This window comes from Halorubrum salinum (assembly GCF_024494575.1).
GTDB lineage: Archaea > Halobacteriota > Halobacteria > Halobacteriales > Haloferacaceae > Halorubrum > Halorubrum salinum.
The window spans coordinates 1-22716 of record NZ_JANHDO010000004.1; the positions used below are offsets into that span (position 1 = coordinate 1).

General features: G+C 58.1%; 22 protein-coding genes and 1 pseudogene. 20 read left to right on the plus strand and 3 right to left on the minus strand.

Annotation, left to right across the window (positions count from 1 at the left end):
* From NO930_RS10765 to NO930_RS10780, 4 genes and pseudogenes are all read left to right on the plus strand, one after another.
* Nucleotides 1–590, plus strand: a pseudogene (locus tag NO930_RS10765) (cell division protein FtsZ); the annotation flags it as partial.
* A 169-nt stretch (nt 591–759) separates the two neighbouring features.
* Nucleotides 760–2793, plus strand: coding sequence for a KAP family P-loop NTPase fold protein (locus NO930_RS10770; RefSeq protein ID WP_256403464.1), 2034 nt, complete (start codon nt 760–762; stop codon nt 2791–2793).
* A gap of 244 nt (nt 2794–3037) precedes the next feature.
* Complete coding sequence (locus NO930_RS10775; RefSeq protein ID WP_256403465.1) at nt 3038–3835, plus strand: hypothetical protein; 798 nt, start codon at nt 3038–3040, stop codon at nt 3833–3835.
* A 68-nt stretch (nt 3836–3903) separates the two neighbouring features.
* Entirely contained in the window at nt 3904–4269 is a 366-nt protein-coding gene (locus NO930_RS10780) for a hypothetical protein (RefSeq protein ID WP_256403466.1), read from the plus strand.
* 116 nt (nt 4270–4385) lie between these two features.
* Here the strand turns inward: NO930_RS10780 and NO930_RS10785 are convergent, their stop codons facing one another.
* Nucleotides 4386–4631 (minus strand): hypothetical protein, encoded by a 246-nt coding sequence (locus NO930_RS10785; RefSeq protein ID WP_256403467.1) that lies wholly within the window; start codon nt 4629–4631, stop codon nt 4386–4388.
* Nucleotides 4632–5124: 493 nt separating this feature from the next.
* Entirely contained in the window at nt 5125–8190 is a 3066-nt protein-coding gene (locus NO930_RS10790; protein WP_256403468.1) for a restriction endonuclease, read from the minus strand.
* A gap of 190 nt (nt 8191–8380) precedes the next feature.
* Between NO930_RS10790 and NO930_RS10795 the strand changes: the two genes are divergently transcribed.
* A complete protein-coding gene (locus tag NO930_RS10795) occupies nt 8381–8968 on the plus strand; it encodes a site-specific integrase (RefSeq protein ID WP_256403469.1) in 588 nt (195 codons plus the stop codon).
* 349 nt (nt 8969–9317) lie between these two features.
* On the opposite strand, the gene NO930_RS10800 is transcribed toward NO930_RS10795, so the two are convergent.
* Entirely contained in the window at nt 9318–9584 is a 267-nt protein-coding gene (locus tag NO930_RS10800; RefSeq protein ID WP_256403470.1) for a DUF8053 family protein, read from the minus strand.
* A gap of 245 nt (nt 9585–9829) precedes the next feature.
* Here NO930_RS10800 and NO930_RS10805 point away from each other — a divergent pair, with 245 nt between their 5' ends.
* The 15 genes from NO930_RS10805 (at nt 9830) to NO930_RS10875 (ending at nt 22716) form a co-directional block, all read left to right on the plus strand.
* Nucleotides 9830–10213 carry a hypothetical protein gene (locus tag NO930_RS10805; protein WP_256403471.1) on the plus strand — a complete coding sequence of 128 codons (384 nt, stop codon included), beginning with the start codon at nt 9830–9832 and terminating at the stop codon, nt 10211–10213.
* A gap of 137 nt (nt 10214–10350) precedes the next feature.
* Nucleotides 10351–11994, plus strand: coding sequence for a hypothetical protein (locus NO930_RS10810; protein ID WP_256403472.1), 1644 nt, complete (start codon nt 10351–10353; stop codon nt 11992–11994).
* The gene (locus tag NO930_RS10815; RefSeq protein ID WP_256403473.1) at nt 11995–12366 is read left to right on the plus strand and encodes a hypothetical protein; all 372 of its coding nucleotides are present in this window, start codon (nt 11995–11997) and stop codon (nt 12364–12366) included.
* A gap of 79 nt (nt 12367–12445) precedes the next feature.
* Nucleotides 12446–12814, plus strand: a complete 369-nt coding sequence (locus NO930_RS10820; protein ID WP_256403474.1) for a hypothetical protein — start codon at nt 12446–12448, stop codon at nt 12812–12814.
* Nucleotides 12811–13293: a hypothetical protein gene (locus NO930_RS10825; RefSeq protein WP_256403475.1), complete on the plus strand. Its 483-nt coding sequence runs from the start codon at nt 12811–12813 to the stop codon at nt 13291–13293. Before NO930_RS10820 ends, NO930_RS10825 begins: the two co-directional genes overlap by 4 nt.
* Nucleotides 13290–13556, plus strand: a complete 267-nt coding sequence (locus NO930_RS10830) for a hypothetical protein (RefSeq protein WP_256403476.1) — start codon at nt 13290–13292, stop codon at nt 13554–13556. Before NO930_RS10825 ends, NO930_RS10830 begins: the two co-directional genes overlap by 4 nt.
* A gap of 56 nt (nt 13557–13612) precedes the next feature.
* Nucleotides 13613–14371: a hypothetical protein gene (locus tag NO930_RS10835; protein WP_256403477.1), complete on the plus strand. Its 759-nt coding sequence runs from the start codon at nt 13613–13615 to the stop codon at nt 14369–14371.
* A 71-nt stretch (nt 14372–14442) separates the two neighbouring features.
* On the plus strand, nt 14443–14646 hold the full coding sequence (locus tag NO930_RS10840; protein ID WP_256403478.1) for a hypothetical protein: 204 nt from the start codon (nt 14443–14445) through the stop codon (nt 14644–14646).
* Nucleotides 14646–14813, plus strand: coding sequence for a hypothetical protein (locus NO930_RS10845; RefSeq protein ID WP_256403479.1), 168 nt, complete (start codon nt 14646–14648; stop codon nt 14811–14813). The genes NO930_RS10840 and NO930_RS10845 overlap by 1 nt, the downstream gene beginning before the upstream one ends.
* Nucleotides 14814–16508 (plus strand): hypothetical protein, encoded by a 1695-nt coding sequence (locus NO930_RS10850; protein ID WP_256403480.1) that lies wholly within the window; start codon nt 14814–14816, stop codon nt 16506–16508.
* Nucleotides 16495–17307: a hypothetical protein gene (locus NO930_RS10855; protein WP_256403481.1), complete on the plus strand. Its 813-nt coding sequence runs from the start codon at nt 16495–16497 to the stop codon at nt 17305–17307. Before NO930_RS10850 ends, NO930_RS10855 begins: the two co-directional genes overlap by 14 nt.
* Nucleotides 17304–18425 (plus strand): RNA helicase domain-containing protein, encoded by a 1122-nt coding sequence (locus tag NO930_RS10860; RefSeq protein WP_256403482.1) that lies wholly within the window; start codon nt 17304–17306, stop codon nt 18423–18425. Before NO930_RS10855 ends, NO930_RS10860 begins: the two co-directional genes overlap by 4 nt.
* A gap of 169 nt (nt 18426–18594) precedes the next feature.
* Complete coding sequence (locus NO930_RS10865) at nt 18595–21294, plus strand: hypothetical protein (RefSeq protein ID WP_256403483.1); 2700 nt, start codon at nt 18595–18597, stop codon at nt 21292–21294.
* A gap of 4 nt (nt 21295–21298) precedes the next feature.
* Nucleotides 21299–21616: a hypothetical protein gene (locus tag NO930_RS10870; RefSeq protein WP_256403484.1), complete on the plus strand. Its 318-nt coding sequence runs from the start codon at nt 21299–21301 to the stop codon at nt 21614–21616.
* A gap of 293 nt (nt 21617–21909) precedes the next feature.
* A complete protein-coding gene (locus NO930_RS10875) occupies nt 21910–22716 on the plus strand; it encodes a hypothetical protein (protein WP_256403485.1) in 807 nt (268 codons plus the stop codon).

The following is a 22716-nucleotide window of genomic DNA, read 5'->3' on the forward strand; positions in this document are numbered from 1 at the left end:
TCCTCGATTACGTGCCCAACCTGCCGATCGGGAAGGCGTTCTCGGTGATGGACCAGATCATCGCCGAGACCGTGAAGGGGATCTCGGAGACGATCACCCAGCCCTCGCTCATCAACCTCGACTACGCTGATGTATCTACGATCATGAACCAGGGTGGCATCGCCGTGATGTTAGTCGGCGAGACACAGGGCAAAAACAAGACCCAAGAGGTGGTCAACGACGCGATGAACCACCCGCTCTTGGACGTCGACTACCGCGGCGCGAGCGGCGGGCTCATCCACATCACGGGCGGCCCAGACCTGACGCTGAAGGAGACAGAGGGAATCGCGAATAATATCACCGAGCGGCTAGAGGCGGACGCCAACGTCATCTGGGGCGCGCGTATCCGGGACGAGTATAAGGGGAAGGTCCGTGTCATGGCGATCATGACGGGCGTTCAGAGCGCGCAGGTGCTCGGCCCCTCCACGCAGAAGCAGGCCGACAAATCACGAGCAGCAACAAAGAGAGAAACAGATGTTGAAACTCGGATGGATACAGCGGTAGATGGCGGAGAAGACGATGATAGTGATGACGGAGTTGACGTAGTTTGATAAGCTATTCAGGATACTATTTATCAAACCAAATCACATACATAATTAAAACCACATAATTATTTGGTTGAGAGTGAAAAAACAAGTAATTATTTAGACTAATTAAACTGAATCTCAGGGATATATCAGAGGACAACTGTTTTGTAACGTGTCAAGAAAGACATTGAGTATGGGTGAGGATGCGGCTGAGGATCCGGATGTTCATTTTGGCGCGACTGATGATCATCCAGCTGAGGTTGACCAACTTGGATTTCAGCCATATGTGACTGCGGTCAAATATTTCCTCACAAATGATGAAACGGAACCACCACTTACACTTTCTGTAGAGGGCGAATGGGGGAGTGGAAAATCATCTTTCATGAGTCAACTTCGACGAGAGTTGGAAGAAGAGGGAGAAACAACTATTGAATTCAACCCATGGAAGCATGAGCAGCAAGAGGCACTATGGGCATCTTTTGCACTAACATTTGTAGAGTCTCTCAAAAGTAGTGTTCCATGGTACAAGAGACCAGGGAAGTTTGCGATGATCAGTTGGCGCCGGCTTCTCTCTGAAACTAGCAACGGAGCACTAGCGAAGTTCGCAGCCATTCTTGCAATTTCAGTCGTTGTGGTTCTGAGTGGGCTTTGGTTTTGGTTAAACATCGGTATCGAATGGGTTAGCGCGAGTTCGGCAACGACAGGGTTAAACCTGCGATTCTGGCTAGGAACTAGTGGCGTTGTCGTCAGTATTCTTGCAACTGTAGATCTCAGCCGACGTGCGTACGGGGTATGGGCAACGTCTATAAATAGATCTTTTAAAAAACATTTAAACGACCCTTCCTATCGGGAACGGACGGAGTTTCTACAAGCGTTTCAGTCCGATCTTGAACGCATACTGGACACATATGCTGGTAATGATCCAGTTTACGTTTTTATGGACGATGTAGATCGATGTACCGTTCCAAAGGCAGCTGATTTGATGCGATCGATTAATCTAATGGTATCAAGCAATTCAGATCTCATCTTTATTATTGGATTAGATCGAGAGCGTGTTGCCGCCGGAATTGCTGCAAAGCACGAAACATTACTTAATCATATTAATGATGAGACAGAAGATGAGGCGATCGATTTCGGGTATCAGTATCTTGAAAAATTTATCCAAATACCATTTGTAGTCCCGGAGCCAAAAAAAGAAGACATCCAGAAACTTGTGCGGAGAGATGTGCTTAATAAGGAAATAACAAAGCACAATACAGGTGGAGATAATATCGAGTCAATCTGGCAAACAGAACTCTCACCGAGGTTTAAATCATCACTTGATGACGTGGTAAAGATGGCGGCACCGGCTCTTGAAAATAATCCGCGACAAATAAAAAGATTCATTAATTTATATCGTCTTAGGGCGGTTCTTGCGGAATCAGAGGGACTACTTGCAGGAAAAAATGAAGAACCAGCAGGGGATATGATAACACTCTTTCAACTTGCGAAGTTTGTCGTAATAAGTATTCAATATCCTACGTTTGTAACCGTCGTGGCAAACGATCAAACTGCTCTTAAACGGATGTCTAAGTTTGCTAATGACAACGAAGGAGATGTTTCTGAACATGAAGTACTGCAAGATTGGGGGAGTGTAGACCCACTTCTTGACCTACTGACGTACGGGGAAGGTGATCAATATCGAATGGATCAAGTTTCAGTTGTAGATCTCCAAAAGATCTCACCACGTGTTGATCGACCAATAGATACTGATCAGGAAGAGTCAGAGAAAACTGTCCAGATTGCATTCTTTGATAGCGCAGAATATGATCCTGATAAAATTCAATCGCAATTGCGGTCCGTCTCAGAAACGTTAGAGTTGGATCTACAACTAACTGTTTTTGAAAATGCGAAAGAGAAGCCGATTGCAGAGGTTGACGAGCTCTATTATTGTTTTATATGGATTGTTGATCCATCGCTTCTTGCAAAAACTTGGTTCCAGCGTCTTCGTGAAAATGCGCCAGAACAACTACAGGTTATCTCTCTAAGCCCTAACACGGAATTTATTGATTCACCGACCCCTCAAGATTTCTGGTCTGTTGATGGGCTTGACGAATTAACAGATGTTCTCAAACAGCGATTACAAACAATTGACGCTACTGATATGAGTGGGGGTTCCCGTTGGGAAGAATGGCAACGTTCCCTTTCGGGTCTTCAGAGTACTGACGACACTGAAATTATCGAATAAAAACCTCTATTGAGTTACTCGGAGAATTACAAATCGGGCTTTCGATCTAACATCTTGACAGGAAGACGTAATAGCACGATGGCGAGAAGCAGGCCCTTCTCGCCCCACTGGCGAGTAGACCTCATTTTTAATAGAACTAGGTGTGCCGGCGTCGATATGGGAAGCTCAACTGCCACCAATAGTATCGGACAGGACACTTTACGGCGGTAGCCTTTTCTCTCTTGTTTGTTCAGTCGTATAACAAATGAGCGGAGATAATCAACAAGAGAATGATGATCGTGAGAAGGGCTCAGTATCTGAAGAGGCGCTAAGACTAGAGTACGAAAACGCCAAACAGCGCCTAAGTACTCAGAAAGAGAGTATCAAGTCCTTTTCTAAGGAGGGAACGCGCTATTTTCAACTCGTTTTGATTCTTGTTGGAGTACCTGTTACATTACTGAGCGCCTTTGAGCCGACATCTCTTACCAGACTTGGAAGTTTGGTTCTGTCAGACAGATGTATATTTGATAGCGGGGGTTGTATTCCAATAAGATACCTTACAATAAGTGGATTCACATGCTTACTGATAACTGGTCTCGTTAATATAGGAGCAGGCGGGTATGAGGCATACAATACGCGTAGTATTTCCAACCCAAGCGACATACATGACCTAACTTCATTTGAAGATTCAACTCAAGAATATCTAAAGTCTCGACTTGAGGATTATAGAGATCGAATCGAACACAACGATCGACTAATCTTCTCTCTGGATCGGTGGCTAATGATTGGCAAGTTAGGACTTACTCTTTCAATGATGATCCTATCGGTGGTGGCATATACTCTCGCAGCAGGAGATACGGCCTCACCAATTGAGTTATTGGGTATCTTCTTTGGCATTGGAATGGTGTACCGGTTGTTGCTTCTTATTTTGCCTGAGAGCGTTTCTAACAGGGGCTCTATGCTAAGATTTGATCCGCCATACAGCCTTGAGTACATGAAAGAAATAGAGAAAAGAGATAAGGACACATCCAACAGTTCAGCAGTAGACGAAGAGGGTGAGTAGATATATCGCAACAACGCGATCCAATAGAATAATATTGGTTATCCATCATCAAGCACTAACTCCTACAAATGGCCGAGGTAACATCCGCGGGAAAGATTTTACTCATCACCGCTTTTGCGGCGGGGGCGAGCATCGTACCGGCCTTCGCGATTATGAACCGCTTCATACGCGAAAAAGAATCCAACTGGAGTACAAACCGTGGAATCGGTGTCATGATCATTGCCGGTCTACTATTCTCTGGAATGCTCACGGTCAATGGAATTGCTAATACATCGTACGCTCTTCTATCAACTGAAGCATTAGTTAGCCTCCTGATGATGCTCGTCGGCTCGTTCATCGGAATGGTAGTGATCGGAGCGTTCCTTGCGTACCCGCTCCATTGGTTCTTACAGTGGCAGGAACCGCCCGATGTGGTCAAAGAGTTTCAGCCATAATCACGCTGTATTCAAGAGAAGTGCTGAATCGCGCCGACAGGTGAGTGGTTCATCAGTACCTGTCCGGGAACTGGGAGAAGATCGGACGGCGTAGTTCGACATCAGGTGCGGATGAACTACTCTTTCAAATCCTCTGCCCAAAGCTCACTCAGACTAGCCTTCGGTGCTTCCTCGATGAGTCTCCGTTTCGCATCAACTGCGTTCGATATTGCGTTCAGCCGGTCAACATCAAGTTGTTCGTGCTCCTCATCGAATTCACCAGTCGCTATTCTCGCAGCCATCTCATTTATCGCTTTGTCGAGTGACTGGATCGTCTCTTCAATATTCAGATCATCTTTCACCGCTATGTCTGGATCTGCCATATTCTCTCAGATCATATCAAACGAATTAATATTTTGTGGCACGTCGATCATCAACAGCTGGACTCAGACATGGCGAGAAGCAGGTTCCTACCGCCCAAACAGCTCCCCCAAAATATTATACTGATAGTGAGGCAAACAAACAGCTATGAACGTCTCACTGACCGGTGCCAACTGCGGCTCCTGCGATGAACAGGGAACACTAGTTCCTGTGAATATTAGTGATCTAAGTAATGATGCGAACAGTGAAGACTGGGTTATTTCATGGAAATGTTCTTCCTGTGGTTCTGAAACCTCGTAGAGTTTTATGCGAAGTGTCTGAGCTTGATGTCCGACAATACGGAGAGAGTCGGACAGTTACAGGTCTGATACGGAACAACACCTCCGGATATTTTCAGACAGCAAGGGGGCTCAAGAGAGCTGTCGAATCAAGATCATCATCTGCTCAACTGTTTTGAGACATGTGGTGTGGAGTGTATCTGAGACTGATATGCCACTACAGGAGGGTTTCATACGCCTGCTGGACCTCCTCAAATTCTTCTCGTGTCCCACCTTGATCTGGGTGTACATCTGTCATGAGACTGCGATAGGCATCTTTAATTTCCGCATCGGACGCTCCAGGCGACAGGTCAAGTACATCTAATGCGTCTGCGCGGTCATATTCATTCACGCCAGTCGCTTCGTTGATGAGCTGCTTACACCGTGGACAACACTGAACTGTCTCTCCAGTAGGTGTTTCGACGGTCTCTAACTCAACTTGGAAGTACTGTTCACACACCATGCAGTAGGAGCCCGTGTGGTGGTTGTGAGAAGACGAACTGGTTCCGTTTGATTGCGAGTGAGACCTTCCACGCTGAGTTCGCTGGTTCCGCTGGCTCGAACGCGCACCAGTCTGGGACTGAATTGGAGGCGCTAGCCGAGAGTGAGAGAGCATTTCACGAAGCGTCTGGCCGTCGATCAACTCCATCTGATCGCCGTAATCCTGACTTGCATCGCGAGCGGTCCCAGTGAAGTTACTCGAAGTAACAACGACAGCTTTGTCAGCACCGAATTGGTCTCGGACTCCTGCTGTCTGCTGAATTGTCGGGCGTCCGATCTTGTTACCTGGAGAGTACTGCTTGACCTGAATGATGAGTTTCTCGCCATCATCAGTAGCAACGACGTCGATCCCACCGTCGCTTCCTTCCTCTGTCACCTCCGTCGAGTAGCCTAGATCCGAATACAGATCAGCAATCAAATGCTCAAACTCGTACGGAGAGTACGCGTGTAGGTGTTCGGCTTTCCACACGCCGCGTTTGAGATTTTGAAGATTCGTTGCGATTGCCTGCATCTCATTGACATCGATAGTCGCGAGAGCCTGCCTGATTGAGGCAGTGACCTCATCTGCAGTAAATCCGGTGTGAGAATAGTCGATATCGGTACGCGCCTGCTCTGCCTCCGTGGCTGCCGTGAGGAGTGAATCGAGCGTTTCGAATAATGGGACTCCAGAATCTGTCTTCATCGGGTCTGACTGAAGTGCTTGATTCAGTTGATCTCGGATTGGCGAGAGGTCATATGTCTCTAAGTGACGGCGTGAATTCGCATAGGTGGTTAGAGACTCCAGCCCAGCCTGCACATAGGCATCGACAGTGGCCGGCGTTTCAGCCGTCGATTGAACAGTAGTTATTGAAGAGTCGAAGCGGCTGAGATCGATTTTGCCCATTGGAAGTGCATCTTTGACCTCTGTGTACTGTTGTGTTCTTGAAATGGCCTGTCGACAGCGCGTAAGTGTATTCTCTTCGACTGTACCATCGGTAGTCAGTTGTTCTTCAAACTCTTTCCGCCACTGTTGTGTGTTGAGTTCGCCGGCAACCGACTCGAGTTCCGACGAGATCGTCTTCAAGTCAGTATGGACGTTATGAAGGCTTTCAAGCGTCTGTATGAGCGAACTATAGTCATCCTGCTGTGTTGCAAGCATTCGGAGTGCAGGGCCGAAGCGTGACTGCTGGATACTCTCCTCGGCAACCTGTGCCTGATCGAGAACTGCGTTCGGTGAAAGGCCTGCAAGCGCGCCTGATTCAATGGGATACTCATCTTGGAGCTGATCGAGTGCTGACTCTAATCGGCGGGCTTGCACTCTCTTGCCAGTTGTCCGAGCGCCACCGTACACGGCACCACCCGTTAGGAGTGTTGCTGTGGCTTCAACAGCCCCCTTGCGTTGATTCGCACTGTCAACGGCTGTCATCGCCTCCTGATAACGATTGTTCTCAATAGCGGTCTCTGCCCGCGAAAGGGCATTTTTTCTCCCGAGTAGGTTTGCGACTGCTGCTGTAGCAGTTCCTAGGCCATCGGTGTCTCGGGCGCGTCCTAATGCTGTCAGTGCCTTCCCTCGTTGTCCGGTATATCTAGAGACCCAATTATGAGAGAACAAATACAGATCTTCGTCGCTATATCGGATGAAACCATCACCATGCGGATGAGAATCTTCCCAGACAATCTCACCTGTTCCCGGATCGAGCGCGTAAAAATTTCCACCGTACGCGCCGATGAACACGAGGCCACCTGTATGTGATATATCGTATGGTCGGATGGTGGTATTCGTCCACGCTACCTCGCCAGTGGCGTACTCGATCGCTTGGATCTGGTCACCCGTTCCTACGAAAAGATGTGTCGGTCCAGCGTCATAATCTTCTACCTTCGGACCGACGTTTACCGTCCATTCTTCCTCTCCAGTATTCGCGTTGATCCCTCGGATTGCGTCGTCTCGAGTGTGCGCTACAACGAGATCGAACGGTGTTGAACGGATATTCCACACCTTGATATCTGGTGTTTTCCATTCGACATTTCCAGTCTCGATATCTCGAGATACTACCCGTCCGCTGGTGACAGTATAGTCACCTCCCTCACGGTACTCACTCCCCGCAATGTGGATGATTGAATCACCTTCCACATACGGTGATCGAAAGGATTCACCATTGACAGCCCACTGCTGGTTCCCGTCTGAGTCTAATAGTGTGAGCCGTCCATCCTCATAGGTATAGTCGCTCGGTCCGCTATCTCGGGAGGTCGCATTATATTCGTGGATTAAGAACCCATCTCGAGCCCATGCTGGGTCGCCAACGATATCCATGTCTGTGGTGTACTCCCACAGTGTCTCTGTCGCCATTTCAGCTGCTGGGTAGGCCTTGATATCAGAGAGTACTGAGACAACGAGTGTATCGTCAGTGACGACTGGTGGGGAAACGTAATTCCTTGCTGTCAACTCCCAGCGCTTAGAGCGGTCTTTTATATCATACGCGACAATCTTCGCTGGGTCAAACTCGGTTTCTTCCAACTTGAGGTAGTACGTATCACCGACTTGTGATCCGGGGGAAACTCTCGGACCACCAACCGCCTGAGAATCAGCGAACCCAAAGGTCCACTGCTGTTCTAGTGGGAGTCCGATCTCGTATTCTGAAGCGGAGTCGTCAGACTGCGCGGTAGCTGTCGTCACATTACCGCCTGTAGCTGTGAGCGCAGCGGTAGCAGTCAATACGTCCCGGCGAGTTGGAGAAAAAAAGACAGCACCATCGTCGTCATTCATATGATATGTAGCGATTACGAATTGATTTAATCGTAACGTATTTTCTAAGCCATGAACAGCTTTGCTGATTAACTAGTGTCCGAGAGTGAGACGAGAGTCGGACGCGATCGTGCTCGAACCCGCCCCGATCACGCCGGGAACCCACCTCGACCCGCACCTTTATGTCCGGTTGACGCACCAGCCGGACGCGATGAACCTACGACCTCACGACGAGCAGGACGGGAAGAAGGTGTGGCTCTCCGAGAGCGAGGTCTCGAAACTCGAAGCCATCGCGAGCGACACCGAGCAGACGATCGCGTTCGGCCTCGGCGCGCGCTCCGGCTTGCGCTCGAAGGAAATCCTCGACGTCGCCCCGCAGGATGTCGTCGAGACGGACGCCGGCTGGGTGGTCCGGGTCTGGGAGGGGAAGGGCGACAAGTTCCGCGAGACGCCGATCCCGAGCGACCTCGCGATGCGGATCGAAACGATCGGCGACATGCGCGACGCCGCAGGCGACGAGCCGGTGCTCTCGATCTCGTCGACGCGCTCGCTCCGGCGCTGGCTCCAGGACGCCCGCGAGCAGCTCGCCGACCAGGAGGACGAACGCGGATGGCTGTTCCTCAGTACGCACGACCTCCGGCGAACGTGGGCGAGTGCGCTCGCGGATGCGGAGGTGGACCCGCTGCTCGTTCTCGACTGGGGCGGCTGGGAGGACCTAGAGACGTTTCTAGATCACTACAACGGGACCTATAGCCCGGCGGCACAGCGCCGAGCGCGGGAGAAGGTGGAATGGCTCTGATGGTGGCAAATTCTTTAATACGATACCGGTTCTATTCAGAATCGCCTACGGGTGGAGACGCCGGTTAAGGGCGTACTCCACTACCTCAACATCTCGACCAGCTTTGCTGCTGTTCTCATCGTTTCCAGCACGAGTTTTGCTTCTCGTACTCGGTCGAGATGGGTTTGTTCCTCGTCGTCTTTATCGGAGTCTTCCTCCGATTCGTTAGCGTTGTCACTCATTGGGAGCGAACGCGCAAAACCCGCCGATACCCTGCCTACGGGTGGAGACGCCGGGTTTCTACGCATCAACGCCTTCGACGCTATCACCTAAAAAGGCTCGTGCAAGGGGTGCAAAGGCAAAGTCTTGCTCAGTCCGCCTGCGGTACGAACCGCCTCGCATCGAGATCGAGGGCGCGCTGCGCGGCCAGCCGTTCGACGAAGTCACACCGGGTCAGCTCGGGAAGCGTGCCGTCATCTTCAGGGATACGAACCACGTATGTCCGGCGACCCATCCGTTCGACATCGAGGTGCTGTTCGTCCGGAATCTCGCCGTCGTCGAGAACGTCGTCTTTCTGGAGTTCGTCGCGCGGGAGGGTGACAACACCCGATCCACCGTGGTCTTGGAGCTTCTGCATGGGCTGGCCGACCTGTCTGGGTTACTTAAATCTATGCCTGACATGGCTTCGAGGTTACTCTGTTCCATTTCAGCGGTGGGTTAAACACGGGGGGACAGGTCGCGCGTCTATCGGCCGCTCCGGCCGATAGACAGAGATGACCGACAGAGACCGGGTGAAAGAGACCCCCGATCCCTCCGGTAACGCGGAGGCCGACCGCAGCGAAGTACAGCACTTCCGAGACTGGCGACACGTCAACACCACCGATGCCTGACGGCGAGGTCGCCGTCCGGCAGAACGGCCACGAACACGCAGTCGACGCGCCGGACCTCGACGGTCAGGTGCTCGTCTGCCTCGACCACGGCCACGTCGAGGTTCCGGCAGGGCTCGACGTTCGGTACCAGGAGGACGCCGATGACGATCTCGAAACGGATGGCGGGGTGACCGCCGACAGAACGTCCGTCGAGATGCGCGGTGCTGGTATCGGTGGCGAACTGGCGATGTGGGCGCTCGTCGCGTCTGGGCTTCTGCTTATTTCGTCTGGTTACCTCTTCGGTGTCGACTCCACTGGGTCCGGACTGATCGCTGGAGCCGGCGGGATACTGCTCGCGTTCATCGCGGGTCCGGGATACTGGAGTGATCTCTCGTGAGCCCGCGAGCCGACCCGGACGGCATCCACCTGAGCGACGCCGCTCTCGATTACCTGACCGCGTTTCGGCTTCGGTTCCCACGAGATAACGCTGAAAACCACGGACTGGCCGCCGGAAACGGCCGTTTTCAACCGACGATGACAGACACGATCGACACTGACAGCGACGCACAGACCTATCAAGACGCGCACCTCGAAGCCGCCTCCTATGCAGCACCAGACGCGTTCCAGTGGCAATACGAGGCAAGCGATGCCACCGTCCCCCGGAACGTCGGTCGGCGGGCGTTCATGGCTGGTGTCGGTGCCGCGGCAGTGGCCAGTGTGGCCGGCACCGCGGCCGCCCAGAGCGGCGGCGGTCAGCTCAACTTCGGCTACGACCTCGTCCACGACCCGTGGATCACCGCGGACGTGACCGTCGAGACGCACGAGCCGGACTTCGACCAGTTCAACTACATCGCTGACGACGAGTCGGTGCAGTCGCTCCCGGGCGCGACGCTCGCCGACCGCGAAGACGACACGACTCCGCACAACCCCGTCCGTATCCGGGGGGACCTGATCGACATCGACGACTACCGCCGGTTCCCCGCGGAACTGACCACGACGAACGCGGACGGCGATGACGTCGACGCGTCCGCGCTCGACTCGGAGTTCTGGACGACAGACGCGTCCGGGAGTACGGGCTCGATCTCCGTCACCGAGGAGGACGACGCGCTCAACATCGCCGCAACCGGGCAGGCGGCCGGCGACGTGGTGACCGCGTCGTTCACCGACTTCACGATCGACGACGGTGAGCAGCGGCGTGTCCTGCAGTTGGTCGCTGACGTGAACACGCTGGCGGCCGACGCGGTCGTCACCGTCAAAGTCGTCGACGCAGCGAGCAACACGGTCTCGGCCGTCATCGACGCGTCGGCCGACGGTGCCGCGGACAGCACCATCGCGACGACGCAGGGTTCGGGGATCATCTACCAGCAGCAGCTCGGTGAGCTGACCGGGGGCGAGAACCTCGATACGATCGAGGAGGTCGTCGTCGAGGTCACCGAGGCCGACGCGGACGTGACGCTGCACGGCCTGAACCTCGAAAGCGCCTCTCGGTGGCAGTTCGGACAGCGCGAGCAGACGAACACCGACGACGAACTCGTCACCAAAACGGTGTACGAACAGACTGGCTGGTTCGGCATCACCTCGTTGGAGACGCTGTACGACAGCGACCGGATGTCGAACGCCGTGCTCGAACAGGTCAAGTACGACGCGGCGTTCCGCGTCTCCGAGCTGCCGAGCGACTACGTGGAGTATACGTTCGAGGACTCCGGTCGGTCGGACTTCGACCGCCGGATGCGGTTCGTCTACAACTACGAGTTCCCGACCGCGTACGCGCTGGATATCACGCTCAACACGTGGTACGACGAGGTGGTGTTCCAGTACCCGGGCGACCGCTACATGGCGATGGAGATCGCGACCGGCCTCGACGAACAGGTCACCCTCGAAGAGGCTCGGGACGACGAGAGCACCATCTCGTGGACCTCACGCACGTCGACGTACACGAGCGCGAGCGAGGGTGACGAAATCGAACTGTCGGGCACGCCGACGTCGGACGCGGTGCTCGCGCTCCAAGGCGACGTGCTCTACCGGAGCGGCGAAGAGAACGAGGCGACGGCGGTGGCCGCAATGGGGCCGACCGGACGCGCCGGCGGCGGCATCCTCTCGACGCTCTCCGGGAAGATCGGTGCGATCCTCTCGGCGGTCGGGCTCGCTGGCGTCGCCAACTACATCTGGGGGTCGTAGATGTCCAGTTCAGGCAGCGACTGGGTCGGACGCGCAAAGGGAACCAGTATCGACGAGGGACTGATGCGGGCGATCGTCGCGCCGATCCTCGCGCTCGGCTCCGGCGTCGCCCTCCTGATCGAGAACGGGCTCGCGTCCCTGTCGGGACTGTTCGCCGTCTTCGGCGACGTCCGCCGGTTCATCGGTGCGCTGTTCACCGAACCGATCACGGCGCTCGAACTCGCCTCGCAAGCGACCGGCGTCTCCTCACAGCAGTTTGGCGTTCTCGCAGCACCGGTCGTGATGGCCTCCATCGCGCTCGGGCTGGTCTTGGTCGACCTGATCTGGGGCGGCGAGATTCCGATCGTGAGCGCGCTCAACCCGTTCAGCTAACCATGACGGGAACGCCGCAGACCGTCGCGTCGGCGGCGGACGCGAGTGACGACGCTCTGAGACTCGCCGGGGGTAACCGATGAGCGGGACGAGAGCGACGACAGACGATTTCATCGGCGAGAATGGCGTCCAGTGGCGAACGCTCGCCCGTACGCTGGTCGTGAGCTTCTGGCTTCGACTCGGCGCGCTGGTGGCCGGGGTCCTAGAACTGACGTTCGGTCTGCTCGGATCTGCTGTTGACGCGGTCTACAGCGCATACGCGGCGTTCCTCGGTCTCCCGTTCAACGGGTGGCCCGAACTGCTCGACGCGGCGTGGCTGGCAGCCGGTCGGTCACTCGCCGAGAGCTTCGGACTCACCGCGTGGGTCGTCGGGATCGCTGTCGTCGCGGCGTTCTTCTGGGTACTCCGGCGAGCGCTGCGAACGCTCATTGAGGGGGTGACGCCGTGAGTTTCGTTCTCCCTGACTGGGTGAGCGATCTTCGTCCGCTCGCGGATTTCGCCCACACGCTCACCAACTTCGCCAGAGACCCGAGTGGGTTCGTCATCTCGATCATCGAGGAGTACCTCGTTTCGGGAATCCTCGCCGGCTGGCGGTGGTTCCTCGCGAACGTGGTAACCGCGGTGTTCGAGGCGATAGAACTCGGGCTCGTCGACGGTATCGCGATTCCGCTCCGAGACGGCTTCACCATGGCGGGTGGGTCGCTCTACGACGCGCTCGTACAGCTCCGGCTGTGGGCCGAGAGCGGCCTGGTGGAGTTCGGCGTCGCCGCACCGTTCGCGCTCGCCGTCTCGTGGCTATTCCTCGCCGTGATCGTCGCGGGTATCACCCAGTTGCTCTGGGGGTTCATCGAGACGTACCTCCCGGTCAGTTCGGTCACGGGCGCCGTGGATGCGATCCGAACCGCACTCGCGGGTGATGAGTCGTGAGCGACCTGAAAGAGGCGTTCACCGGCGGTGGTGCCGGCGTGGTGTTCCTCGACGCGATGTTCAACAGCGCGGACTTGCTGTTCGCGTTCGCCGACGTGGCCTACGTCCCGCTGTCGGTCGCGTTCGGGACGCTCGCGCCGAACGTCGAGTGGCTCTCGCAGGACGCGCTCCAGCCAGTGGTAGTGTTCGTCGCGATGCTGTACATCGCGAACGTAGCGATCCAGCGGATACAGCGGTTCAGAAGCGGTGATTCGGATGAATGAGACACGTATACAGAGACGATACTGGAGTATAGACGACGGACAAGGGGGTGAGACGCGTGTTCGCTAGTCGCAACCTCTCGCTGTGGGCTCCCCAAGTGCTCCTCGGGGCGCTACTGCTCGCGTACGGGCAGGACTACGTCGCGATCGACGTGCTCGGCATGGTGCCGGGACTCGATCGGAGCCTGACGATCGCCGGCTACACGATCGGGGCTGCCACGCTGCTCGGGCTCTTCGCGATCGCGTTCGCGGTGGTCGTGGTCGCGAGCGAGTCGGGGTCGGACGAGGAGGGCGGCGGCGAGGCGCTGTTGAGCGTCGCGGCCGCGATTCGCGCGGGTGCGTTCGCCGGCATCGTCGGCATTGGCGTGTACTTCTACCGGCAGACGTACGCGTCGCCGCGCGAACTAGTCTTCAGCCTCTGGTGGGTGCCGCTGTTGCTCCTCGTCGGGTGGTTCATGTTCGTCTACCTCCAGAACCGCCGGAAGGTGGCGTCGGGGACGACCGCGCTCAACCGCTCGCAGCGTGACGTGCGACGAGCGATCGAGAGCTGGTCAGAACTCGGGACGGCCGCGATCGCGTTGGCCGTCACTGCGGTGTTCGCCGCGATTAGCGGGTTCTTCACGGGTGCTGCGACTCTCGCCGAGCCGCTTCTCGAATTCGCCGGCCACGGCGTGTACCTGCTGACGGTCGTGATCGGATACACGAATCTGGGCGGTGAGTGGCGCTACGGGTGGGTTATCCCGGAGTTGTCACCGCTCCAGTTCGTCGCAATCACGCTGTTTCTCGGAGCGGTCGCAATCGTGGTGCATGACCGATGATCGGGAATCCTCTTTCACTTCCGGACTCTGAGCGCGACGCGTCGGGACTCACAGATCGAGCGTATCTTGATGTGCTAGGGTTGTGCGTCTCGACGGCGCTCGTCACGTGGCTGCTCTACGAACTCACGCTGGCGCTTGACCCGGAGTCCACGGCTGCACTCATCGCGCTGGTCGCGACGCTCGGGTCGCTGTTCTACCTCGTGTCGTGGCTCGAAGAACTGGGTCGCCAGACGCTGATCTACGTCGGCACGTGGCGCTACGGAGGGCCGATCTGATGTTCGTGAAGATCGACGGCCCGGTCGTCGCGCTCGGCGTGGTTCTCGTGCTGGTCGCGCTTGCACTGCTGTTCCCGAGCCGAGCGGGTGAACTCGTCGAGAGCGCACGACTCACGCTCGTTCGGCTGCTGACGCCGGGCGTCCTCGTTCCGGGGGTGAGCGGGTAGATGGTCCGGCGATGGGTACTCGCCGTGGTCGTCGCGCTCGCCGTCGTCGCGAGCGCCGGGGTCGCAGTGACCGCGCAGCAGTCCTCGGGAGAGCAGAGTGCGGACTACACACTCTCGGAGCTGCGGCAAGACGGCACGTCCTACTCGAACTCGCCGGACTCGGTGCGGCTGTCGGGCAGCGAGATGTACTGGATGGTTCACTGGCCGGCGGGCCTGTCTGGTAATCCGGGAGACCCGAGCGACCAGTATTGGGAGTACCTGTCGCCCGACACCGTCGTCGACCGGAACTCGGTGTATATCCGGTCGATCAACACCGAGTCCGCCAAGGAGCTGACCGTGACCGTCGCGACGTACGACGTTGCAACGCGAGAGGTCACGAACCGCCGGACGAACACGACGACGATCGAGCAGTACGCGACCAACGTCACGACGCAACAGCGTGAGGTGGCTATCTCGCGCGGCTGGGCGATAGCAGAGATCCCGCTTGGCCAGTCCGACGGTCGCGAGCATGTGACCGTCTGGGTCAACGAGAACGGCCAGCCGAGCGACGAACTTCGATGGACGTTCGAGCACGAGTCGGTCGCGACGACCCAAGAACTCCCGTTCAGATCGTGGGGCGGCGCGCTCCAGTGGCTGATGCTCATCTTCGTCGTCCCGACCGGCGTCGGCGGCGTGATCTCGCTCGCCGGCTCGAAGAAGTTGATCAACAAGGCCGGGAAGGGAATCGGCTGGGGTTACGGTGTCTGGACAGCTATCTTTGGCCTCATCGGAACGATGCTCGTCGTGATGTTCTGGGGGAACATCACCGGATTGCTGGTTCAGTACCCGTGGGTGATGGTCCTGTATGTCATCGCGTTCCTGTTCGTGCTGATGATCGAAACGTTCGAGCAGCATACGAAGACGGTCCGGTTCGAGCAGGACGAACTCGCGACCTCAACCACGCCCGCCGACGATGTTGGCGTCGACGTGCTCGGCTCTCGCGAAAAGACATTGACCGTGATCGACCGGCCGGACGAACCGATGATGGTCGCCTCTGACGGCCTCATGGCGTTCCTCTCACGGCTCGCGACCGGGAGCGCTGCAAAGCTCCGCACGGTCGACCCCGGTCACGACGACGCCGACATGCACGGCGAGACGGACACGTGGAAAGACCCGCTCCGCTGTCAGGCGGAGGTCAAGGAGGGCGACGTGGATATGCGCGCGTACGTCCATCCGCTTTCCTCGAATATCGTGGACTACCAGCCGGAGGGTTGGAAGTTCTCGTTGCCTGCCCTCACCGATCGCGACGACTACACCAACCTCGTGATCCGGATCGGCGTCACACTCGTCGGAGCGTTCCTCGCCCATCAGATACTGCCTGCTGTCGGCGCAGCGGTCGTGTTCGCTCTCGGCGTCGGTTGGATAGGGTTGCGTCCGAAAGAGGCGTACGCCCGCGTGTGGCCGGCTCCTGCACACTACAGGAGCGCACGCGCCACCGCGCTCCATCTCGCAGAGGAGACGGACAACGCCGAGACGATCGAACAGGAGCGCGAGAAGCGCATCCTCTCGGAAGTCTCGACCGAGCAGGAGATCATGGATGCGGTCGACAACCGCGACCGCACGCTCATCGACGGGATGTTCGGCATCGGCGAGGATGAAGACGACCTCGACGGGACCGGCTCTGATACTGGAGGTGTTGCCAGTGGCGACGACTGACTCACCCGCAGCTAGCCAGTTCGACCCGACAGACGACGATATCCCCGAAGGGTCGTACCGACCGGCGCTGGTGAAGCTCGTCGAGGACGTTCGCGACAGCGAGCGGCAACTCCTCAACGGGTTCACTTCCCGCCGTGAGATTCTGCTGTGGACGCAGGAACTCGCGGTCAGGACGCTCGGCGAGATGCCGCAAGACTGGTTCCATCAGATGGCTCGGCAGTTTCGTGGCGTACCTGCGAGCGCTCACGAGCGGACGCTGGTGACTGCGTTACTCCGGCCAAAGTACCGGACGCGGTCGCTTGCGGAACCACAGGCCCGCGAGTTCCGCCGTCAGATGTCGGCGCAGACGATTCGGCCGGCGGCACACCGCGCGTTCAGAGAACTACGGTCGGATGCTGGCGAGTACGTCGATGACGGCGATGACGACCAGCACGCGCCGGGCAAACAGCAGTTCGTGGCGATGCGGCCGGCGGTCGATGAACTGTATCGTAAACAGAAGTCGGCGCTGGAGTCGCTTCTCGACGGGTTCGAGAACCGCGAGGCGATTCTCGACTGGGGTCACGACCTCGAACTCGCCACACACGGCGAGATGGACGAGACGTTCGTCACCCAGTGCTACGGCGAACGTTCGACTCGCCAGCTGCTGACGAGCTCCGACGGGAGTGATCGGCGCGGTCGCGAACTGTTCGCGGCGCACTACATCATCCCGGTGTACAACCGCGGCGTGCGCGACCTCGCGGGTCGCGCGAAGGAACAGGCCGGAGAAGAGCGGGAAGAATCAGAGGCTGCGAAATTATGAGTTCAAAACATCAGATACGGACAGCAGACAAGACCACGAAGCGGGCGGTTCTCGACGAGTTTCGCGAGCCCATCTCGCTCACTCGCTGGACCGATGCGCGGTCGATGCGCGAGGAGTTCGGCATGGGTGCGTGGGACCGCAGTGTGTTCAAATTCGACGGGGTCATCCCGAACTGCATCGAACACAGCTGGGACTCGCCGGTCGATGAGAACGACGGCGGCACGGACTGGTTGGCACGTGGCAAACCGGGGACGGGGAAGTCGACGCTCGCGAACTACCTCGTGGTTCGGCTGCTGGAAGTCAACGACGAGAAGGTCATCTGGCGCGGGTCGAGTAGCCGCTCAGAGTGGCTGCCGCTCGCGCCGTGGACCACGCTGTACCTTCCGAAGGGAGTGGAGATGTCGGTGCGACTAGAGCCGAAGAACCCGACGAACGAGCCGGTCGACCTCGACGTCGACGAACTGACCGAGATCGTCCGAGAGGTGCGATACTACTCGGACCCGCGAGAGTTGAATCGGACGCTCGACGAGGGGAGCCTGCACGTCGTGTATCCGGACCCGCGGATGCGCGGGTGTCAGGAGGTGTACGCGCAAAGTCCGGAGAAACAGTACGACACGCCGCCGAAGCGCGATTCGCTGTTCTCTCCGGAAGACCCGGCGAGCCACTGGTGGTTCGCGTGGCTGCTCGCTCGGGTCGAGCACGGTCCGCATCACTGGACCTCGCTCATCTTCGACGAGATCGGCGACGTGTGCCCGCAGTCGGCGAAGAAGGATTCGTACGGGACGTACCAAAAGGTGGAGCTGCTGAAGGACACGTGGGTCGACATGCGGAAGTTCGGCGTTTCGGTGTTCGCGTTCGCACACTCGGAGACGGACGTTCACCAGATGATTCGCCGAAAGCTGCGCTGGCGCGTCCAGATGCCGGGCACGGCGAATCCGACGAGAGCGAGCGACGTGGTCGGCTTCGAGAGCATCCGGATGGACCGCGACCGGACGTCGAAGTGGGATGTCGGTCACGCGCTGATGTACACCGAGTCGAACTTCGAGGACTTCGAGTGGGACCCGATGCCCAGCCCGAGCTCGTACAAACTCAAAATCGCTCCGGAGACGCGTCTATGATTTTTCAAAAAGAAACCAAGATAACGACGATCGAAGCAGGGGGTCGCGAAGTTCAGACACCGCCTCGCGGCCGGCTCCGCCGGTCCGGAGTTCGCCAGATACGCGCGCGCGTATCAGATGGGATCGTAGGGGTCCCCCCGGGTGCGCGAGCGCAGACGGAGGTGCACGGATGAGACGCGCGACTGCACTCGCGATCACGATCGTCGTGGTCGTGTCGACGCTCGCGATGCCGCTCGGCGCAACAGTTGCGACCGCACAGAGCGGACCGAGCGGGATGGTCGCACTCGGTCCGGACCAAGTCGATGAGGACCTGCCGGACAACCCGGACGTGCCCATCCGCGCGAGCGACCTCGAAGGCAACGTGTACGCAAGCGACCACGCAGGCTCGCTACAGGTGACGATCACGACGCCCGAGCGCGCGAGCGACCACTTGGGGCCGAACGCGAACGTGATCGCGGACGACGACATCGCGATCGTTCTTCGCGACGATGAGGTCCACGAGGGTCGCGACGTGGCCGTTGACGTCGGCGTCCTCGAAGCGGGCGTCGGCTACGTCCCCGAAGTCGCATACGGTGTCCACGACAGCGGTGAAGAGTGGCAGTCGCCGGTCGAGCGTGATGGGACGGTCGGCGTCTTCCACGTGCCAGAGTTCTCCTCGAACTCGGTCACGTTCTCAGGCGGTATCGAACTGTCCGGAAACGCTGCCGGCGACGGGACGAACTACGAGTACGAACTGGGATCGATCGATGGTATTGACCAGTACGCGATCAATTTGACGGGTGTCGCGAACAGCGGTCCGGTCACCGAGAGCGGATCGTCGACGGGAACAAAGTCGATCGACGTGATCGGGACACAAGAGCCAACGGGTCCGGCAAACGGAGAGCCACAGTTTAGCGCATCGATCCCGGACACCTCTACGACAATGATCGATCCGGATAGTGACTCCTACACGATGCAAAAAACGCCGTCGGGGGATACTCAAGTCAAAGTCGATCCTGAGGCGGATAGCGGCGAAGTAACAACGACCGTGTATGTGAACGGTGATCAGGTCGCTCAGGGGACTTACCAATACTACACTATCCCTACTTATGACATTAGTGTCTCTGAGGGAGACACGATCACCGTTAGCTCATCAAATTCCAAGCCTGTCGAGATTTACGAAATTTATTATGACGAAACATATTCGGGGACGACGACGGTTGAGGTCGGTGGACAATCAAAAACGATTGAGGACTCGGGATCTGTGCCGCTCGATCTGTCGACCGGGGCACAAGACCTCTCAATCTCTCACACCGGGGACGGGCTCACATCTTGGTCACTTGACTACGACGCGACCGTCGAAACGACCGATCCCGTCGTGGAAGTTAACGGATACGAGACTGAATATAACGGTGTCCTGAGCGAGGGTGAGACGACCTCGCTCGCGACGAACGAGGCGTGGCTCCGGGAAGGGACGAACAACGTGACCATCCGGACGAACACGCCCTCGAACGGTCCCGAGTCGCTCGTGGACATGGAGTACAGCCACGATGCTGCCGGGGTGACGAAGAGCGTCGACGTCGAGGCGACCTCGTGGACCGAGCAGTTCAACGTGAGCCACACGTTCCCGGCGGAGGTGAACGACGCCGACGCCACGCTCACCTTCGATGAGCAGGTCGCCGAAATCGAGAACATCGAGTACCGCACCGACGGCGGGAGCTGGCAGCCGCCGCCCTCGTACGAGCTGAACGAGACGGACCTCAACGTCCAACTCGGAGACATGCCGGCGGACACGACCGTCGACGTGCGTGCGACCGGCCACAAGGTCCGCAGCTACGACGGCGATATCAAGGTAACAGAGCCCACCGTGGAGGGTGACGCGCTCGCGACCGAGGTAGAGATCACCGACATCAATCCCGACGGCAGGTTCGGTATCCGCGTCGACGACACCGCGACCGGCAACCGCCTCCACTACGCGAGTGAGGAGTCGTGGACCGGCGAGTCGGCGTTCGTCGACCTCGCTTCGAGCGGGACGCAGATCCTTCGCGCGCCGGACGCGAACGTCGGCTCCACGATGACGATCTCCACCGCCCCCATCTCGGTGACGCCGCAGAGCGGAGCGATCGAAGCCGAGGTCGAGGACGCATCGACCCCGACCATCTCGGTCCGGAAGGGCAACACGACCGGCTCGGACCGGCTAGATGTGACCTACTACGACACGGTGACCGGGAACCGCTACGTCCTCTGGTCCGAGACGCGAGAGGTCGAGGTTGACGCCGACCGCGCCGAGTCGCCCGTCTCGTTCGTCACAGACGGCGCCACAGAGACTTATTCCATCCTCCAGCGCGACGAAGGGGCCGGCACCGATCCCCCCGGCCCCGGACCGATCGAGACGCAGGATACGCTACCGCTCATCCTCGTGTTCGGCGGTGTCGGCGGCGTACTCGTGGGCACGAAGCTGTTCGGTCGTCGGTTCGGCATCGGCGGCTGGCTGCTTCCGGCGACAGCCGCGTCGGTGACGCTCATCGCGATCCACGTGCTCGCGCCGACGTCTCCCGTGACGCGCGTTGCCGAGCTGGCCTACCAGTCCAACATCGTCACGGTCGGAGCGGTGGGCCTCCTGCTGGTTGGTATGTGGCAACTCGACGAGCGGACGTCGGGTTCGGTCCCGTGGTACGTCCGCGGCGTCGTCGGCCTGCTCTCGGTGATCTGGGCGCTCGAAACGCTCTCGCCGGGTGTCATCCTCGGTGGACTCCGCTCAGGCGTCGAGTCGATGGGACCGCTCATCGTGATCGTCATCGTGGGTGGCGGCGCATACCTCATCCGCGAGTGGATTCAAGCGCGGCGAGCCCCGGACACGGTCGTCCGGTTCTCGGGAGGGAACGAGTAGACCGATGTTCGCCGCCACTGAGTTCTTGGCCTCGCTCGGCTTCGGCTCGCAGATCGTCGTGGCGGCCTCGCTCGTGATGGTCGCGCTGTACGTGTACCGTGCGGTCGGCGTCGCACGGATCGTTGCCGGCGTCGGCGGGATGATAGCCAGCCACGCGCTCGTGCTTTTGGTCACATTCGCGGCCGTGATCGCACTCGGGTGGGTCGCCCCTAACGCGGGCACGATGGTCGACCACACGCAGATCGCGTGGCGGTTCGCGACCGATCAGGGCGTCGAACTCGCCCGCAAAGGTTGGAAAATACTTTCGAGTTTTGGCAGGTAGCTAAAATCAGCCTAAAGAACTGCTTTTACGCGTTCTCTCGGTAGCGGTGCGACGCTGGCACGGGTACGGATACGATCGGGCGCACACACACGTGTATGGTGCCGGGCGCGTACACTGGCGAGCGCTTCTGCGGACGCGTAGCGCGTACAGCGGCGCGTTTCGCGCTGCGGCGCGAGCCTAGACGCCCGCCCGCGACAAGTGGCCGCGCGCTCGCTGGCGCTTGATGTAGGTTACGAAGTCTTTCATACTTTGGCAGAAGATTTAAATAGTAACGACCAGTACCTGAAACTGCGATGGGAGACCTGAACCACTTCGACGATCGCACAATCCAGCGGGTTCGTGACCGCTTCACCGACGGAGAGATCGGTTCGGGAGACGACCCCATCGCGACCCACACGAAGATGATCCAAGATCACTACTTGGAGAATCTTGAGAAGCTCGCGAGCCGCGCGGAGAACCGCGCGTATGAGACCGGTGACGGACTCCAAGGCGAGGTCGACACTCACGCGGAGATCGATCCGACTCTCTCGTACGAGGAAAACGTCGCGCTCCTGAAAGACGACCTCAACGTTGAATTTCGGACGGAAGCGAAACAATCGGAACGCGACGCGAGAGCCGACGAAACCCACAAACAGCGGCGCTATGCGGCGCAGTCACTTCGAGAGAACTTCGATGCGATCGAAGCGGGCGAAAAACCGCAGCTCGTCGAGGACATTTCCGCGGAGATCTCTGAAGGGTTCGTGAACGACGTGCTCGCGGTCGAACGAGCCGAGCGGGCGAGTGACACCGGCTCGCTGCCAGAACCCGAGCCGGAACCGACGCCAGAACCGGAACCGACCGTCGAGGCGACTCCGGAGTCGGCGACACCCGAACCGACCGCAGAACCGACGCCCGAGCCGGCGACAGAACCGACTGTCGAAGCGGAGCCGACCGTCGACGCCGAGCCGGAACTGGCGGTCGAACCGGCGACAGCGGATTACTCGGGCGTGCTCGGCTCGCTCCGGCTCATTATGAGCTACATCGCCGCGTGTTTCGCGACCGGAACCCAGCCGACCGAATCGGGCGACAACCAGCAGCAGGCGACCTTAGACCACTACTAA